This is a genomic window from Alteromonas aestuariivivens, from assembly GCF_003367475.1.
In the GTDB taxonomy this organism is placed as follows: domain Bacteria; phylum Pseudomonadota; class Gammaproteobacteria; order Enterobacterales; family Alteromonadaceae; genus Alteromonas; species Alteromonas aestuariivivens.
Map to the genome: position 1 here is coordinate 44,865 of NZ_QRHA01000007.1, position 16,820 is coordinate 61,684.

The 16,820-nt window shown below is 49.3% G+C and carries 15 protein-coding genes; 13 read left to right on the forward strand and 2 right to left on the reverse strand.

Annotated features, from left to right (window positions below; translation table 11 throughout):
- Positions 1-45 precede the first annotated feature (45 nt).
- Genes DXV75_RS10540 through DXV75_RS10555 form a run of 4 tightly spaced genes read left to right on the forward strand, consistent with a single transcriptional unit; the run spans position 46 to position 3,708 of the window.
- Complete coding sequence (locus DXV75_RS10540) at positions 46-1,044, forward strand: hypothetical protein (protein ID WP_147291825.1); 999 nt, start codon at positions 46-48, stop codon at positions 1,042-1,044.
- On the forward strand, positions 1,044-1,973 hold the full coding sequence (locus DXV75_RS10545) for a class I SAM-dependent methyltransferase (RefSeq protein ID WP_115593390.1): 930 nt from the start codon (positions 1,044-1,046) through the stop codon (positions 1,971-1,973). The genes DXV75_RS10540 and DXV75_RS10545 overlap by 1 nt, the downstream gene beginning before the upstream one ends.
- Positions 1,958-2,917 (forward strand): radical SAM/SPASM domain-containing protein, encoded by a 960-nt coding sequence (locus tag DXV75_RS10550; protein WP_115593391.1) that lies wholly within the window; start codon positions 1,958-1,960, stop codon positions 2,915-2,917. Before DXV75_RS10545 ends, DXV75_RS10550 begins: the two co-directional genes overlap by 16 nt.
- Positions 2,917-3,708 carry a sulfotransferase domain-containing protein gene (locus DXV75_RS10555; protein WP_115593392.1) on the forward strand — a complete coding sequence of 264 codons (792 nt, stop codon included), beginning with the start codon at positions 2,917-2,919 and terminating at the stop codon, positions 3,706-3,708. Before DXV75_RS10550 ends, DXV75_RS10555 begins: the two co-directional genes overlap by 1 nt.
- 203 nt (positions 3,709-3,911) lie before the next feature.
- Here DXV75_RS10555 and DXV75_RS10560 read toward each other — a convergent pair whose 3' ends face one another.
- Entirely contained in the window at positions 3,912-4,892 is a 981-nt protein-coding gene (locus DXV75_RS10560) for a hypothetical protein (protein WP_115593393.1), read from the reverse strand.
- A gap of 106 nt (positions 4,893-4,998) precedes the next feature.
- Positions 4,999-5,700: a pseudaminic acid cytidylyltransferase gene (gene pseF, locus DXV75_RS10565; protein WP_115593394.1), complete on the reverse strand. Its 702-nt coding sequence runs from the start codon at positions 5,698-5,700 to the stop codon at positions 4,999-5,001.
- A gap of 499 nt (positions 5,701-6,199) precedes the next feature.
- On the opposite strand from pseF, the gene DXV75_RS10570 reads away from it, so the two are divergent.
- The 9 genes from DXV75_RS10570 (at position 6,200) to fliI (ending at position 16,820) form a co-directional block, all read left to right on the forward strand.
- Positions 6,200-7,003 (forward strand): flagellin, encoded by an 804-nt coding sequence (locus DXV75_RS10570; RefSeq protein WP_115593395.1) that lies wholly within the window; start codon positions 6,200-6,202, stop codon positions 7,001-7,003.
- Between the two features lie 168 nt (positions 7,004-7,171).
- Positions 7,172-8,641, forward strand: coding sequence for a sigma-54 dependent transcriptional regulator (locus tag DXV75_RS10575; RefSeq protein ID WP_115593396.1), 1,470 nt, complete (start codon positions 7,172-7,174; stop codon positions 8,639-8,641).
- 122 nt (positions 8,642-8,763) lie between these two features.
- The gene (locus DXV75_RS10580; RefSeq protein ID WP_115593397.1) at positions 8,764-9,945 is read left to right on the forward strand and encodes a sensor histidine kinase; all 1,182 of its coding nucleotides are present in this window, start codon (positions 8,764-8,766) and stop codon (positions 9,943-9,945) included.
- The gene (locus DXV75_RS10585; RefSeq protein WP_115593398.1) at positions 9,945-11,291 is read left to right on the forward strand and encodes a sigma-54-dependent transcriptional regulator; all 1,347 of its coding nucleotides are present in this window, start codon (positions 9,945-9,947) and stop codon (positions 11,289-11,291) included. Before DXV75_RS10580 ends, DXV75_RS10585 begins: the two co-directional genes overlap by 1 nt.
- 296 nt (positions 11,292-11,587) lie before the next feature.
- Entirely contained in the window at positions 11,588-11,917 is a 330-nt protein-coding gene (fliE, locus tag DXV75_RS10590; protein WP_115593399.1) for a flagellar hook-basal body complex protein FliE, read from the forward strand.
- A gap of 19 nt (positions 11,918-11,936) precedes the next feature.
- Positions 11,937-13,634 (forward strand): flagellar basal-body MS-ring/collar protein FliF, encoded by a 1,698-nt coding sequence (fliF, locus tag DXV75_RS10595; protein ID WP_115593400.1) that lies wholly within the window; start codon positions 11,937-11,939, stop codon positions 13,632-13,634.
- 10 nt (positions 13,635-13,644) lie between these two features.
- Positions 13,645-14,691: a flagellar motor switch protein FliG gene (gene fliG / locus DXV75_RS10600; protein ID WP_115593401.1), complete on the forward strand. Its 1,047-nt coding sequence runs from the start codon at positions 13,645-13,647 to the stop codon at positions 14,689-14,691.
- 19 nt (positions 14,692-14,710) lie between these two features.
- Positions 14,711-15,493 carry a flagellar assembly protein FliH gene (gene fliH, locus DXV75_RS10605; protein ID WP_115593402.1) on the forward strand — a complete coding sequence of 261 codons (783 nt, stop codon included), beginning with the start codon at positions 14,711-14,713 and terminating at the stop codon, positions 15,491-15,493.
- Complete coding sequence (fliI, locus tag DXV75_RS10610) at positions 15,486-16,820, forward strand: flagellar protein export ATPase FliI (RefSeq protein WP_115593403.1); 1,335 nt, start codon at positions 15,486-15,488, stop codon at positions 16,818-16,820. The genes fliH and fliI overlap by 8 nt, the downstream gene beginning before the upstream one ends.

Consider the following 16,820-nt stretch of genomic DNA (forward strand, 5'->3'; position numbering starts at 1 on the left):
TCCAGTGCTTTTTTGAAACACCCTGATTTGGATGGAGTATTGGACATGGCTTCCGACCGGATTGAGTATGAGCTTAGCTTGGCGAAAAAGCCGGTTACCTGGGTAAAAATGACCACAATCAGTTTTACTTGGCAGGAAGTGGCTGAAGTCTATTCGCTGCAAGGGTATCAGGTATTCCCTCTGCTTATTGTTAGAAACCCTTTTGATGCGTGGGTCTCATTGAAGTCGAAATGGTATGGCTTAAACAGTACTACGGCAGAGGATCCACCGCTCATTTTGCGATTTCGTCGGTTCTTGCGAGATTGGGAATGGTTTGTCTCTCAGGGGCATCCTATTATCAACTTTGAAACATTTGTGGCAAATCCCAAAGACGCTTTGCAAGAGGCCTGTAAGTCGCTGCCCATCGATTATCATGAATTTATGACAGAGGGCGAGACCAAGCTGAAGGACATCGCTTATGTGTCTGAGTCGAATCAGAGTTTTTTGAGTTCTTTAACAAAAGGGGTGAGTCAACAGATTGCCTCTAAAACGAAATCGATTTCCAGTGAAGAGGCACAGTGGCTAACATCCAATTTCAGTGAAATCATTACAGCCTATGGTTATCAGAATCACCATCATGTTCATGATGAGCCATCTGTTTTGGGAGGTCATCTGGTTCCACATCCTTTTGACAGTCGCCGATATCTCGGATTTGGTCCTCAGGCGAGTTTGAGAAGGGTCTCAGACAAGTTTCCTGAACTCATTAAGTGCTGCAGTGCTTTGATAGATAGTGGGGTGCCAATCGCTATTTATGGTAGTGGTGAGTTTGCACAATATCTGAACTCTGTTCTCAGCCAGAACAATATCAAAGTTGAGTGTTTTTACGACAGCTTTTTGAACGTCGAACACGCCATTCACGATGTGCCAGTGAGGCGTTACTCAGCGACTTCGCGGGATCAGTTTATTATTATTGCCAGTTTTAAAAATGCACAATCCATCGCCAGTTTTTTAAGCTCAAAGGGAGTGAGTGCTGAGCGAGTATATACTTTTTTACGGGAGGGCTGATGGGCGCTTTAGTTCGATATTGTAAAACTCATTATGAATACAAATGGATTGTTTCCAGAGACGCATCGGCTTTGGATTTCGCTAAGCAAGTACTGTACGAGAATGATTTTGAACTTAGTGACCACCTCCAGCTTGTATATCCCGAAAATGTTGAAATAACCTTTCCCGAAAATTCGATTCTTGTTGTTTTCGAGCATTCACTAAACGAGGCTTTGCAAACCAGCAAGTTATTAAATCAGTGGAAAGATTATGGTGTTCCTGTGGTTTTTGGGAATGCTAGAAACGTTTTTTTCGAAAAGCCGGATGTTTCTGCGCAAGGGCTTTCTTACCCAGGTATGTTTCAGTTGTGTGCCAGCTATTTACGCGGAATGAAGCAGACAATAAGCCAGCATTTGGCGTACGCTGAATTTGGAGTGTTCGACGGTAGGACCTGCACATTGGCATGGCATCTGTTGAATGAAACCCTGGGGCACTATTACGCATTCGATTCCTTTAAAGGGATTCTGGGTAAAGCCGATGGAGAAGAAAAATTTTACCAAACAGGAGACTACTACGCTAACCAGCAAACCTTTTCTGTGAATTTAGAAATTTGTGGCGCCGACCTGTCACGCTTTTCTGTTGTAGAGTGCGATTTCGATAATGTTCCTGTATTACAGAGCAAAGCGAGCACCATTAATCATAAGTTGGCTGTTGTTCACATTGACTGCGATGTTTATCCGGCGGCCTACAATGTGTTGAATGCTGTGACTGCTCATTTGGCTGAAGGGTGCATTTTGCTCTTTGATGACTATGACTCAATGTGGGGCGATTCCTCCAAAGGAGAAAAGAGAGCTCTTGCTCAATGGCAGACTGAAAATCCTGAGTGGGAGATATCGGAGTATCGTCGATATTCAGCGACAGGAAGAGCTTTTTTATGCAGCAAACGTTAAAACCACTTGAACAATCTCCTTGGCTTGAAGAGGAGCAGCGCCTCATTGTCGGCATCGAGTTTACCAATGCGTGCAACTTTCGCTGCCCGATATGCCCTCAGGCGTATCGTTATAGTAAGCAGCCACAGCCCGCAGGAGCGGTGTATGACAGACAGATCGGCAACATAACTTCGCCAGTTTTTCATCGAATTGTGGATGAATGTGAGAGAGTAGCCAAGACGGTAGAGCTTAATTTTTTTGGTGAGCAGACTCTTCATCCTAAATATCATGAATTTTTAACTGTGATGAAGTCGAGACAAAATTATCGCGTGGTGACAAACACAAATATGTCGTTACTCGATCCAAGTATTATGGAATTGTGGATTGACGCAAAAGTTGATCAAATCCGTCTGAGCATTGACGCAATCGACAGCGATGTTTTCGATATCGCACGACCCGGACGAGTCAGGAGCCTGGATGGGAAGTCGATTAAAAAGAATCGACTGGAAGCCATACATGAAAAAATGAAAATGTGGTTCAGTTTGCCTGATCATCGGCCTACACGGCTAGTGTTCGTTGAGAGTCAGTTCAACCAAGGTCAGTCCAATCGATTTATCGATTACTGGACGCCATACCTTGGCGTTTCAGATGAGCTCATAGTAAAGCCAGTTCTATCCTACGGTGGAAAAATTAGTGATCCATCCATTACATCAGGACGATGCAATGTGTGGGATCTCAAAATGTGTCAGGTGGATTGGCAGGGGAATGTCTCGCCGTGCAATCTCGATGTCAATATGGATTTGCACCTCGGAAACATTATGAACCAAAGTTTATTTAATATTTATTACTCGGCCGATGCAAATACGCTTAAGTCTAAAACGGGGTGCGGTAACGATATTTCACCATGTAAAACGTGCACGGACAGCAATTTTTGGGAAGGTACAATTCGTGTGGTGGGTAAATAGTGAGCTTTTCAAAACAGATGTTAAGTCCGATCTGGGCTAGTGATGAGGTTCATGACTCAGAGTGTGCTCCATCTTTTATTGGTTTAGGTACACCCAAAACAGGAACTTCCTGGTGGTTTGAGTTGTTATTACAGCATCCGCTCATTGAATCAAATCAATTTAACGTTAAGGAAACTTGCTATTTTTGTCACGCCTGGTCAGAAAACCAGAATGACCAATTTCTTAATGGTTATCGAAAAGGTTTTAAAAAGGCGGAAGCTAATATTATTAGTGGCGAATGGTCAACCTTGTATTTTTCCCACCCTTATGCATTGGAAAGAGTCGTAGAAGCGTTTCCTGATATCAAGTTTTTTTTGACTTTTCGTTCGCCTCTTCCCATGTTTTATTCTTGGCTTAACCAACTGATGCGAAACCGGGCTAGAAGCATGTTGAAAGAAAGCGAAGAGGCTAGGTTCATGTATTTAAACTACGATGCAGTTCCATCATTGTTCTCTCAAATTTCTATTTTTCCTCAAAGGTTACATTGGTTGAAGAAAAAAGTTGGCGATAATTTACTTTGCCTGCAGTATGAAAAAAATGTGATTGATACTCAGGGCCAAATTGATCGTTGTATGGTGCACCTAGGTTTGCCAAGTTTCGAAGTGAAAAGTGCGGAGGTTAGGGTGAATAAGGCTGATGAAAATTTGGTTCAGGATTTAAAAATACCAGCGGTAACCAAAGACGCTCTTAAAGAGACAGGAGAGGAGCTGCTTAAACTATGCCCGGATTTTGACGAGGCGCTTTGGAAGTGATGTTTAGTAAACTCAGGGTATATATGTATCAAAGATAAATCAGAGAGCATTCAGAATTTTTATTTAGTAAGCCTGCATGTATCTTCAGAAAACCTTCGAACATAAATGTATCCTTTATCACTGATAAGCCTAGTGGGATAGATAAAAAATCTATTGTCCTAACAGAAAATGGAAAAATAAACGGTTTTAAATTAATTTAATCTTCACAAAAATGCAGATAATTCCTGATAGAGTTTTTCAAACATTTTGCTGCCGTTTGGGTCAATTAACCAGTTTTGCGTAGGGATGGATATTTTTTTAATATTGGTGATGCATTGGTAGTTGGTGATATTTTTTTGGAATCTGTCAAGGATGATTTTTTCACTTCTACTGTCTATATCAAAAGACTCTAAATAGTACTCAGATTTATCTGATTTGATGAGTTCCCGCAGAGCATTTAAGTTGTCTGAGTTAAGCTTTTTTAGATTGAGGATAAATGCCCTTCTTACACTTGCTCCTTGAATGCTTTTTCTTTTCGAGAATGCAACGTTAAGTGCTCTGATTAACTCGACATCGTGGCTCTCAAGTGCTGTATTCGTTGCCGTTCCGTCGTTATAAGGTATTCGTATGTCTAATTCAGATTTTATTCCCAATGTTTTTAAAAATTGTTGAATCAGGTCTTTATTTATAAAAGAGTTGTCATAATCAATTATATTTATGCTTGCGTTTCCAAAAACTCTCTCAAGCATTAACAACTTGAGATCGGCTGAAAGTGTGGCACTTTTGCTGGTTTTGGCGAGATGTGGAAACGAAAACTGATAAAAAGTTTCAGTTCCGCCATGTTTAACAATTTCCTGCCAAATAGAAAATATTTTACTCGTGGCTCTACGCCAGCAATAAATAATATTTATTTCAAAATTAGAGAGTGCATTTTTTAAGTACTCAAAATCATCCTCTTCTAGATTTATTAAATTCTCACTCGATAATAGAATGTTTTTCTCGGGTTTTTCTAAATGAGATATGTCTTCTGAGTGTATTTGGCGATTCCTGATTGGATTTATAAGGTCATGGTGACCGAAAATTCTAATAAATTTTGATGGGTAAAATAAATTGTTATCAAGCAATACTTTTTGGTTATCGAGCATTGTTTTTTGGATCAACGTTGTAGCGGTCTTATGTGGGCCTACATGTAAAAATAACTTCATTTTAATAAATTACTGTTGCAAATGTTGGGTTGTTGAGTGCTCATGTATCATAGATTAAATTCTATGAAGGCATATATGATAATTACGCAGCTGAATTTTATTACCTTCAAAGCTCTCCCTCTTGGCGAAGTACCTTGTAAAGCAACTCGGCGCGTCGCCAGTCTTCGGGGGTATCGATATCCTGAACCCGGTGGTCCGGTAACACGATCATCTGTGAGGTCGGGCTGAAGATATCCTTGGTGCTGTCCAGCCAGGTTGCATGATTGGCCCAGTACAGTTGTCCGGCGTCGTGAAAAGCATCGGGCAAATCCTGCGAGCGCTTGCCAATACTGTCGGGATCAAACGGGGTAACGCCGCCGGATTCAGTTTTCAGCAACGCACGCTGAATGGGAAACGAAAACCGTGCAGCGGTGAAAACGTAATCCGCCCCGGAGCGCTTTAACTGTTCAAGCGCATCGGCAATCAGGCCGGGATGCAGCAGTGGAGCCGTAGCATAAATGCAGGCAACCTGTTTGAGTGGCCAGTCTGAGTCAAGTAACTGTTCAACCGCATGGCGCACCACCGGGCGGGTGCCCACGGTGTCATTGGCAAGATCTGCCGGGCGCATGAAAGGCACATCGGCACCAAATTTTCGGGCGACGTGGGCAATTTCTTCATCATCAGTGGACACCACAACTTTATCAACCACGCCACTTCGCAACGCTGCGGTAATGGAATGGGCAATCATGGGTTTACCGCAAAACGACTTGATGTTTTTGCGTGGAATGCGTTTGCTGCCGCCTCGGGCAGGGATCACGACGATATTCATATTTCACACTCTACTGGCTGTAATGGCCAACAGTCTGGCTGGGTGATAATTGGGTTATCGGTAACCGGGGTCGATTCATAAATAATAAAGACCTGCTGCTAACCGCACACAACGTTCTGTTTTAAATATTTATTGTCCTGAAAAGACTCGATTTCTCCCAGTCCGGACCTGAATCATTACTAACCAGCGCAATGGCGGGTGTCAATCAGCCGGTAAACCGAAGGAGCGCAAGCCTGTCCCATTTGCATATCATTATGGCATGTGTTGTGACCAAGCGCAGACTCTCATTGTTCCTGAACTGTAGGAATTGCGGGGTATTGAGAAAGATGAAAGCGGGCAGGCAAAGCTTCCGCTGCGAATTACACAGAATGGTATGTGCCTGACCGGAAGGTATGGGTGCGCCTTGGTTGGTATTATAATGCATACCTAAAGTGTGATTGCCTGCTTACTAATTGGCCATGCCTTTGGTATTCTGAACATGAGGTATAAGGGGGAAAGTATGTTAGAAGTCAACCAGTCCAAATCCAACGCGTCGTTGCTTCAGCAGGTTCAGGAAAAGCAGAACAACCTGATGGAGAAACTGGCCTCAGGTAAGCGCATCAACAGTGCCGCAGACGGCGCCGCCGCGCAGCAGATCATTGATCGCCTGACTTCACAGGTCGAAGGAAATCGACAGGGCATTCATAATGCCTACGATGGTATTTCACTGGCCAAAGTTGCTGAAAGCGGCCTGGCTGGTATCAACGAGGATGTGAGTCGCATTCGGGAATTGAGCCTGCAGGCGGGCAGTGGGATATTGAGCGACGGTGATCGCAAGGCCATACAGGCGGAAATTTCCCAGCTTCAGGAAAATATTACCCAAACCGTTGAACAGACTAACTTTGCCGGTAAACCGCTGCTTTCCTCCGATGACAGTCTGAGCTTTCTGGTTGGTGCCAATGGTGGTCAAAATATTGATGTGGCAACCACCGATATCGCCAGTCAGCTTACCGACGTACTGAATGTCGACGTAACCGCTGAAGGTGGTGTTGAAGCCGCGCTTGAAGCGTCCGACAGTGCACTGGAAACCATCGGCTCCGCACGCGGTGATTTGGGTGCTGTGCAAAATCAGCTTGAAAGTGCAGCGCGCAGTTTGTCTGAAGCCGATGTCAACATTGCCGCAGCGCGCAGCAGAATTCAGGATACCGATTATGCCCAGGCCGTATCCCAAAGTGTGGCCAACGATGTACTCGGGCAGGCAGCCATTTCGGTGCAGGCACAGGCCAATCAGCAGCAGGGGCAGGTTCTTACATTGCTCAGTTAATCGACAATTTAATCTGTCGGTAAGATAAAAAAGCAGGACTGCCTGCTTTTTTATCGCGCCAGAATCCGCAGTAGTGGTTGCGCCAGACGCTTTTACCGTTACAATCGGCAAATAGGCTAGACTTTACTAACACTAATAATAAGCAATGATTGCCTTTTCGGGGTTTTGATGAAGGACATTCTACTCGTCAGTGACAATGGCGATCTAATTGACAAACTAGAAACCATCATCACATTTCTGGGCGAGACGGTTCAAACTCGCACTTATGCAGAATGTTCTGGATTTCTTAAAACCGTGAAAGTGGCTGCGGTCTTTATTGATTATTGCAAGCCCGAGCGGGTTCAACAGCTGGTTGCGGAATTCCCTCACATTCCTTTTGTTGCGCTGCAGGCGCAGGATGGAATGGTCAGGCCCAAATGCAATCTGGTTAGTGTGATGACCCTGCCTATTACCTATCCTCTGTTAACCCAGGCCATTCATCGTTGTCAGGAATACAGCCGACGCAAGCCCGGTAAGGTGAAGGCGGTTGGTGGAAAAACCCGGCTGTTCCGCAGTCTGGTGGGCAAGAGTGATCAAATACAGACAGTACGCCGTTTGGTTGAGCAGGTGGCCCCCACCGACGCCACGGTGTTGATTCTGGGTGAATCCGGTACGGGCAAGGAAGTGGTCGCCCGCAATGTGCATTTTATGTCGCAACGCAAGGATGGCCCATTCATTCCGGTTAACTGTGGTGCCATTCCCGGTGAACTGCTTGAAAGTGAATTGTTCGGCCATGAGAAGGGCGCATTTACCGGCGCCATCAGCTCCCGCAAGGGGCGCTTTGAACTGGCTGAAGGTGGCACACTGTTTCTGGATGAAATCGGTGACATGCCCATGCAAATGCAGGTAAAGCTGTTGCGGGTGTTGCAGGAACGCATTTTTGAGCGGGTGGGGGGGAATCAGTCCCTGCGTTGCAATGTGCGTATTATTGCTGCAACGCACCGGGATCTGGAAACCATGATCCGTGACAACAAATTTCGCGAAGATCTCTACTACCGGCTCAACGTGTTTCCTATTGACAGCCCAGCACTACGGGAGCGCCGGGAAGACATTCCACTATTGTTGCAGGAGCTGGTTACCCGTATACAGGGTGAAGGTGTCGACAGCGTCCGTTTTACAGAGCACGCCATAGGTTCACTGATGGAGCACAACTGGAGCGGCAACGTACGTGAACTGGCCAACCTGGTAGAACGTCTGAGTATTTTGTACCCCGGGCAAATCGTAGACGTTCAGGATTTGCCGGCCAAATATCAGTACGGTGATGTGAATGCTTACCAGCCAGATTATCCGGAAGAACTGCTCGAGCGTGAGGCTTTCAATGAGCTGTTTGCCGAAGCAGCCCGTGAAGATCAGACGACCGGCGAACAGGCAGGCACATCCGACTGGTCTGAAGAACCCTCTCAGCTTCCTGAGGAAGGGGTTAATCTCAAGGAGTTTTTGTCCGAGCTGGAAATTAACCTCATTCGTCAGGCGCTGGAACAGCAGGACTGGGTGGTAGCCCGGGCTGCGGATAAACTCGGAATGCGCCGAACCACACTGGTTGAAAAAATGCGCAAGTATGACATTCAGCGCGAAGAACCGCAGACGTCAGATAATTGACATTCCATTTGAAGTGATTAATCCTTCTTTAAATTATTGAAATATATCTGAAAAAATTCTGGCACAGAATGTGTAAGTAGCTATATCAAACCCTGTTGCGTCTGCTTTTTGACGAGGAAGATATGGCATATCAGAGCAGTAATTTTGCCACTTACAATGTTGGTAACGAATATCGCGAAACCCTTCAGTCTGCGCCGGTTTCCTACCTTAATGGCGCCTCGGATGTGCCTCCGTCTTCCCCGTCCCAACCTTCCGTAGAGGAAATCGACGCCCTGCGTTCCCAGGCCAATCGGCTGTCTCATTTATTGCAGGTGATGCCTGCGGGCGTGATTGTGCTCGATGGCAAAGGCATTGTTCGTCAGGCCAACAGTCAGGCGATAGATTTGCTGGGTGAACCGCTGGAAGGGGAATTGTGGCGTACGATTATTGCCCGCTCTTTCAACCCCCGTGCCGATGATGGTCATGAGGTGTCACTGATTGATGGGCGCAGAGTCAAGCTGTCCATCACACCGCTGGAAACCGAACCTGGCCAGTTGATTGTATTAACCGATTTGACCGAAACCCGTGAATTGCAGGCGCGTGTAAGCCATATGCAGAGGCTGTCTGCACTGGGTAAAATGGTTGCTTCCTTGGCTCACCAGGTGCGTACACCGCTGTCTGCTGCCATGTTGTATGCGGCCAACCTGACCCGCAAAAATTTGCCTGATGAGTCTCGTGTACAGTTTGCAGAAAAGCTCAATGCACGGCTCAAGGATCTCGAGAGCCAGGTTAACGACATGCTGTTGTTCGCCAAGTCCGGCGATAATCAGGTGGTTAACACCCTGAGCCTGCAGGATATTGAACAGCTGGTGCACGCCAATGCCCAGACAATGGCTGAACAAGCCGGACAGCAGCTGATTTTTGAGGGTTTTGAGCAGGATTCATCAATTTTGGGTAACGGTCCGGCACTGCAGGGCGCGTTACTCAATCTTATTCACAATGCCAGTCAGGTGTCGCCTAAACAAGGCGTAATACGTGTGAAGGCTGTCGCCGTTGAAAAGGCGGTAGCGATATCGGTGTGCGATGCCGGCCCGGGTGTTCCCGCCGAATTGCAGAGCAAAATATTCGAACCTTTTTTTACCACCAAAAGCCAGGGTACCGGACTGGGACTGGCAGTGGTGAAATCGGTTGTGTCTGCCCATAAAGGGCAACTGGGTGTGAACAATCTGGCAGGTCAGGGCGCCTGTTTTACCATTTCTCTTCCTCGGGTGCCGTCTGTGGACATTCAGGATGCCGACTTGCTGTTAGACGCAGGAGAAAAATAATGAGCAAAAGCACCATTCTTATTGTGGAAGATGACGCGGGATTGCGCGAAGCCCTGGTGGATACACTGCAACTGGCAGGCTACGGCATCGTTACCGCTGACAGCGCAGAACAGGCAATGATCAGCCTGTCCCGCCAGATGGTGGATCTGGTGGTCAGTGATATTCAGATGGGTGAGATGAGCGGGCTGGCACTGCTTAAAAGCATTAAAAGCAAGTACCCCCAATTGCCGGTACTGCTGATGACGGCTTATGCCACCATAGATGATGCCGTACAGGCCATGCGCGACGGTGCTACCGATTATTTGTCCAAGCCATTTGCTCCGGAAGTTTTGCTCAATCTGGTTGGCCGTTATGCGCCAGCCCAGAAGGTTGAATCCCGCAACCCTGTGGTGGCAGACCCATCAAGCCTGAAATTGCTGGAACTGGCACGCAAGGTTGCCAAATCCGACGCCACGGTAATGGTATTGGGCCCCAGTGGTTCCGGTAAGGAAGTGTTGTCCCGCTATATTCACGATCAGTCGGAGCGCAGCCAGGCCCCGTTTGTGGCGATTAACTGTGCGGCCATTCCGGAAAACATGCTGGAAGCAACCCTGTTCGGATACGAGAAAGGCGCATTTACCGGCGCGGTACAGGCTTGTCCGGGCAAGTTCGAGCAGGCCCAAAACGGGACTTTGCTGCTCGACGAAATCACCGAAATGGATTTGGCCCTGCAGGCCAAATTGCTACGGGTATTGCAGGAGCGTGAAGTTGAGCGTCTGGGCGGCAGAAAAACGGTGCAGCTGGATGTGCGGGTAATTGCCACCAGTAACCGTGATCTGCGCCAGGCTGTGCAGGCCGGAGAGTTCCGCGAAGATCTCTACTACCGGCTGAATGTATTCCCAATTGTGTGGCAGCCTCTGGCCAAGCGCCCGGGTGATATTGTTCCTCTGGCCGAACATCTGATTCAGCGCCACGCTGCCAGCCAGGGCAGGAGTTCGGTCAAACTGACCGCCGCCGCCCGTAACAAACTGAGCCAGTATCAGTGGCCGGGTAACGTAAGGGAACTGGAAAACGTGATCCAGCGGGCACTGATTTTGTGTGACGGTGAAAGCATTGACTCCGGCGATTTGATGCTGGATATGGCTACCAGCCCGCATACACAGGATACGGTTGTTGAAGCGCCGGTGGAAGATTCCAGTCGCCTGGGCTCAGAACTGCGCCATCAGGAGCATCAGATCATCCTCGACACCCTTGAACTGTGTAAGGGGAAACGCAAGGACGTGGCGGAAAAACTGGGTATCAGCCCTCGAACCTTACGCTACAAACTGGCCAGAATGCGGGAAGACGGCATTGATGTCCCAGCCTGAGGCTATTGGCCGGTAAAACCTGCCCTAATGGCTACGCCACTCTGATCGGGTGGCGTTGTTGTTTTCAGGCCATAGTTATCCGCTTTAACCGATGGTTATTGTCGGGCGGATTCAAAATTCCGGCGCGCGCCGGAACGTTAACCCTCAAATTTCCTGTCAACTTTTTGGCATGCAGTGTAACACCATGAATTTAAAGGCTTGTAAAAGTTGGTGTGGTAATTGCTGTAATGCTTTCAGATAATCAAAAATTCGAGTTTCCAGCCCAATGCTGGTCAGGCAGTTCCACAGGAGTAGTTATGGACGTTAAAGCCAACAGTTTGTATCAAGAAATGCAAGCCATGATCGGCCAAACTCGTCTACCGGTGAATGAAAATCCCGATGCGGTTGCCAACGTCTCTTCAGGCGGCGACTTTTCAGCCATGCTGAAACAGGCCGTTGAAGGGGTTAACAATATGCAATTGCAGTCCAAAGACATGCAGCAGTCGTTCGAGATGGGAGATCCCAATTTGAGCCTGGCGCAGGTTATGATTGCCAAGGAAAAAGCAGGTATTGCTTTTGAAGCGACAGTACAGGTGCGTAACAAGGTACTTGAAGCTTATAAAACCATTATGAATATGCCAGTTTAAGCAGTAGGGCGGATCTAGCATGGCGGAAGCAACAGGCACTAACCTGACGGTGAGTGAAAATAACGGGCCGGCAGACAACGAGTCGGAAAACAAATCGGGCTTTATGGATACCCTCGGTAGTGCCGATATGGTGCGCCAGGTAGCTCTGGTCATGGTGCTGGTCATTTGTGTCGCCATCGCCGTATTCATCTTCATCTGGACCCAGGAACCTGACTACCGCCCGCTGGCGAAAATGGAAACTGAAGAGCTGATCGAAACTCTGGATTATCTCGACGCCAATCAAATTGAATACCGTCTCGAAGGCAACACTGTCTTCATCCCCAACGATGAGTTCCAGAACGTCCGTCTTGGCATGACGCGCCAGGGGTTGGTGGCTTCTGAATCTGCTGGCAGCGACATCATCATGCAGGATATGGGCTTTGGTGTAAGCCAGCGGGTAGAGATGGAACGCCTTAAGCACGCCCGCGAAAAGCAGATCGCTGAAACTATCGAAGATATGGCCAGTATTCAGAAAGCCCGCGTGCTGCTGGCCATGCCCAAAGAAAACGTATTTGCCCGCCGAGAGAAAAAGGCCAGTGCCACTGTGGTGCTGACCGCCAAACGGGGCGCGGTGATCGCCGGTGAAGAAGTGGACGCCGTGGTGGACATTGTGGCCTCCGCGGTACAAGGCATGGAGCCGGCGAAAGTCACGGTCACTGACAGTAATGGCCGTTTGCTGAATTCCGGTTCACAGGACTCATTGAGCGTGCAGGCCCGCAAAGAGTACGAAATTGAGCGTAAGCGTGAAGACGAGTATCTTGAAAAAATCGACGCCATTCTGATCCCGGTTCTTGGGATTGGCAATTACACCGCCCAGGCCGATGTATCCATGGATTTTACCGCCATGGAACAGACCCAGCGCAGCTATAACCCTGACTTGCCGGCCGTTCGCAGCGAGATGGTGGTGGAACAGAGCAGTGTCGGTGATGCCGCTGGCGGAATTCCCGGCGCTTTGTCCAACCAGCCGCCGATGGAAAGTAACATTCCCGAAAATGCTCTGGCCGGTGGAAACAGCCGACCTTTACCCGGGCGTACCTCAAAAGAATCCACCCGTAACTATGAGCTGGACACCACCATCAGCCACACTAAAAAGCAAACCGGGGTTATCCGCCGTTTAAGTGTGTCAGTGGCGGTGGATTACACACGCAAAGTGGCAGAAGATGGCAAGGCAGAGAACGTGCCGCGCAGTCAGGAAGAGATCCTCAATATTCGCCGATTGTTGCAGGGTGGTATTGGCTTTGATGTGGCCCGTGGTGATTCCCTTGAAGTGGTTAGTGTGCCCTTTACCCGGTTTGACGGTGGTGAGGTTGAAGAACTTCCACTGTGGCAACAGCCCAAATTTATGCCCATCCTTAAGCTGGTGGTGGGTGGCCTGGTGATTATTGTACTGATACTGGCCGTGATCAAACCGATGCTGCGCCGCCTTATCTATCCTGAAAATATCAAGGATAGTGATGACTTTGACGCTGACGAAGGGCTGGATTTGGGCGACGAAACCATTACCATGTTGTCCAATGAATTTGATGAAGGTCAGGTGGGCTTTGCGCCGGATGGTTCACTGATGTTGCCGGACCTGCATAAAGACGAAGATGTATTGAAAGCCGTTCGGGCCCTGGTGGCCAACGAACCCGAGCTGTCCGCTCAGGTTGTGAAGGGCTGGTTGTTACAAGACGAGTAGGAGCCGCAGTATGGCTAACCAAATAACGACCATCGATGATGATGAACCCCGGTATGACGTCAGAAAACTCGAAGGGGTCGAAAAAGCCGCAATTTTGTTGCTGAGCCTGTCGGAAGAAGATGCGGCCCAGATCCTCAAGCACCTTGAGCCCAAGCAGGTTCAGAAGCTGGGGACCGAAATGGCCAAAATCGATGATATGACCCAGGTCAAAATCACTGCCGTGCACAAACATTTTATTGAAGACATTCAGAACTACAGCACCATCGGTTTCCAGAGCCAGGATTTTGTTAAACGCGCGCTAACAGCAGCACTGGGTGAAGACAAGGCCGCCAACCTGATTGACCAGATCATGATGGGCTCCGGTGCCAAAGGTCTTGATTCTCTCAAGTGGATGGATTCAAAGCAGGTGGCCAGCATCATCCGCAACGAACACCCGCAGATCCAGACCATTGTGTTGTCGTATCTGGAGCCGGAGCAAAGCGCCGAAATTCTGGCCCAGTTCCCGGAAAAAGTGCGTCTGGATCTGCTGATGCGTATTGCCAATCTGGAAGAAGTGCAGCCAGCTGCCTTGCAGGAACTGAACGAAATCATGGAGAAACAGTTCGCCGGACAGGCTGGCGCCCAGGCTGCCAAGATGGGCGGGCTCAAGTCTGCTGCCGATATCATGAACTATCTGGATACGGCCATTGAAGGCCAGCTGATGGATGCCATCCGTGAGCAGGATGAAGAGATGAGCCAACAGATCCAGGACCTGATGTTTGTATTCGACAACCTGGTGGATGTAGACGACCGGGGCATTCAGGCCATTCTGCGTGAAGTACAGCAGGATGCTTTGCTGAAAGCCATTAAAGGCGCCGACGAAGAGCTTAAAAACAAAATCACCAGGAACATGTCCAAGCGTGCGGCTGAAATGTTACTCGATGACCTTGAAGCATTGGGGCCGGTGCGAATTTCGGAAGTGGAAACGGCACAGAAAGAGATCCTGTCGGTGGCGCGCCGACTGGCTGATACCGGCGAGATCATGCTGGGCAGCGGTGGCAGCGAAGAGTTCCTGTAATAGTTGATGTGTGGTAGCCATGAACAAACCCAGCCGAATTTCCCAGTCTGACGTAGATGGGCTGAAAGCCTGGGATCTGCCTTTTATGGAAGATCCCCAGTTGCGCCAGAATGACGGCAAAACTAATGCGCTTAACCGTCGTTCCGACTGGAAATACGAGCCCCCTGAGCCGGAAGAAGAAATACTGCCCCCGACCGCAGAAGAAATTGAAGCCATTCGCCAGGCTGCCTATGAAGAGGGGGTAGGCGAAGGGAAAGAACATGGTTATCAACAGGGCCTTGAACAGGGGCTACAGGAAGGCCGTGAAAAAGGTTTTGAGGAAGGGTTCCTGAAAGGCGAGCAACAGGGCCTGGAAGCCGGTAAGGCTGTTGTTCAGCAGCAGGCTGAGGTGTGGCAACAGCTGTCCGATACCTTGCGCAATCCTTTGTCACAGGCCAATGAAGAGGCTCGCCAGCAACTGGTCAAGCTGGCTGTGGCGCTTGCCCGCTCCGTCATTCGTACTGAGATCCAAACCCATGAACAAGTGATTTTGCAGGCCCTCTCTGACGGTCTCAAAGCCTTGCCCATTAATGACAAACGCTACCGCATCCAGATGAACCCCGAGGATATTGAACTGGTGACGCAGCACTTCGGAGCGCAAACGGTGGCAGAAAAAGGCTGGGATCTGGTTGAGTCACCCAGTATGCAACGTGGGGGCTGTGACATTGTTACCGAGCAGAACGCGGTGGACGTTTCCATCGAGCGACGCTGCCGGGAAGTGTTGGACAAGTTTTTACTGCAGCAGGGGCTTAAGGATGACTAACCCCTGGCACCGGTCCTTCGAGGGACTGCTTGCGCAGGTGCCGAATCCGCCCGTAGTGGCGGCTGGCAAGCTGGTCAGAGGCATCGGCCTGACACTGGAAGCGGTGGGCTGTCAGTTGCCCGTGGGTAGTCAGTGCATGGTGCAAACAATAGAAGGTGAAATTGAAGCCGAAGTGGTTGGCTTTGGCGATGATATTACCTACCTGATGCCCACCGAGGCGGTGCGCGGAATTGTGCCCGGCTCACGGGTGATGCCACTTAACCGCGACAGTGGTCTGGCGGTGGGTATGGGGTTACTGGGACGGGTGGTTGATGGCAACGGTCAGCCGCTGGATGGCCTGGGAGCCATTGTTACCGATGCCCGGGTGCCAACCATTAAACCTCCTATGAATCCGCTGATCCGCCGCCCGATATCTCACCCTATGGATGTGGGCGTACGTGCCATAAATGCGCTTAATACCGTAGGCGTTGGCCAGCGAATGGGTCTGTTTGCCGGCAGTGGTGTGGGTAAAAGTGTGTTGCTCGGAATGATGACCCGGGGCAGTCAGGCCGACGTAGTTGTGGTGGGCCTGGTGGGAGAACGGGGCCGCGAAGTTAAGGAATTCATTCACGACATTCTGACCGAAGAAGAACGTCAAAAAGCCGTGGTCGTGGCGGCTCCGGCGGATACCTCTCCGCTGATGCGCCTCAAAGGCTGTGAAACCGCCGTTACCATAGCCGAATATTTTCGCGATCAGGGCATGAATGTGTTGCTGCTCATCGATTCTCTGACCCGCTATGCCATGGCGCAGCGGGAAATTGCCCTGGCGGTAGGTGAACCGCCAGCCACCAAAGGCTACCCGCCTTCGGTGTTTGCCCGTTTGCCAGCGCTGGTGGAGCGGGCCGGAAACGGCGGTGAAGGGCAGGGGTCCATCACGGCGTTCTATACCGTGCTTACCGAAGGCGATGACCTACAGGACCCCATTGCCGATGCGGCCCGTGCGATTCTTGACGGCCACGTGGTGTTGTCGCGCAAACTGGCCGACAGTGGCCACTATCCGGCCATTGATATTGAAGCTTCGATCAGCCGGGTGATGCCGCATGTGGTGAGCGATGAGCACCTGAACCAGGCGCGCCGTATACGCCAGGTGTATTCCACCTATCAGCAAAATCGCGATCTGATTTCAATTGGTGCCTACAGCAAGGGCAGTGATCCACGCATCGATCTGTCCATTCGTGCCGAGCCCGCCATCAATGCTTTTTTGCAACAGGGGTTCCGACAGGTTCTACCTTACGATGAAAGCCTGGAGGGCATGAGTGCGCTGGCCAACGGCTTGGGTAACGGGTAA

Coding starts and splice junctions, on each gene's coding strand:
- DXV75_RS10540 (WP_147291825.1), top strand. CDS start 46: ATGGCTTCCGACCGGATTGAGTATGAGCTTAGCTTGGCGAAAAAGCCG.
- DXV75_RS10545 (WP_115593390.1), top strand. CDS start 1,044: ATGGGCGCTTTAGTTCGATATTGTAAAACTCATTATGAATACAAATGG.
- DXV75_RS10550 (WP_115593391.1), top strand. CDS start 1,958: ATGCAGCAAACGTTAAAACCACTTGAACAATCTCCTTGGCTTGAAGAG.
- DXV75_RS10560 (WP_115593393.1), bottom strand. CDS start 4,892: ATGAAGTTATTTTTACATGTAGGCCCACATAAGACCGCTACAACGTTG.
- pseF (WP_115593394.1), bottom strand. CDS start 5,700: ATGAATATCGTCGTGATCCCTGCCCGAGGCGGCAGCAAACGCATTCCA.
- DXV75_RS10570 (WP_115593395.1), top strand. CDS start 6,200: ATGTTAGAAGTCAACCAGTCCAAATCCAACGCGTCGTTGCTTCAGCAG.
- DXV75_RS10575 (WP_115593396.1), top strand. CDS start 7,172: ATGAAGGACATTCTACTCGTCAGTGACAATGGCGATCTAATTGACAAA.
- DXV75_RS10580 (WP_115593397.1), top strand. CDS start 8,764: ATGGCATATCAGAGCAGTAATTTTGCCACTTACAATGTTGGTAACGAA.
- DXV75_RS10585 (WP_115593398.1), top strand. CDS start 9,945: ATGAGCAAAAGCACCATTCTTATTGTGGAAGATGACGCGGGATTGCGC.
- fliE (WP_115593399.1), top strand. CDS start 11,588: ATGGACGTTAAAGCCAACAGTTTGTATCAAGAAATGCAAGCCATGATC.
- fliF (WP_115593400.1), top strand. CDS start 11,937: ATGGCGGAAGCAACAGGCACTAACCTGACGGTGAGTGAAAATAACGGG.
- fliG (WP_115593401.1), top strand. CDS start 13,645: ATGGCTAACCAAATAACGACCATCGATGATGATGAACCCCGGTATGAC.
- fliH (WP_115593402.1), top strand. CDS start 14,711: ATGAACAAACCCAGCCGAATTTCCCAGTCTGACGTAGATGGGCTGAAA.
- fliI (WP_115593403.1), top strand. CDS start 15,486: ATGACTAACCCCTGGCACCGGTCCTTCGAGGGACTGCTTGCGCAGGTG.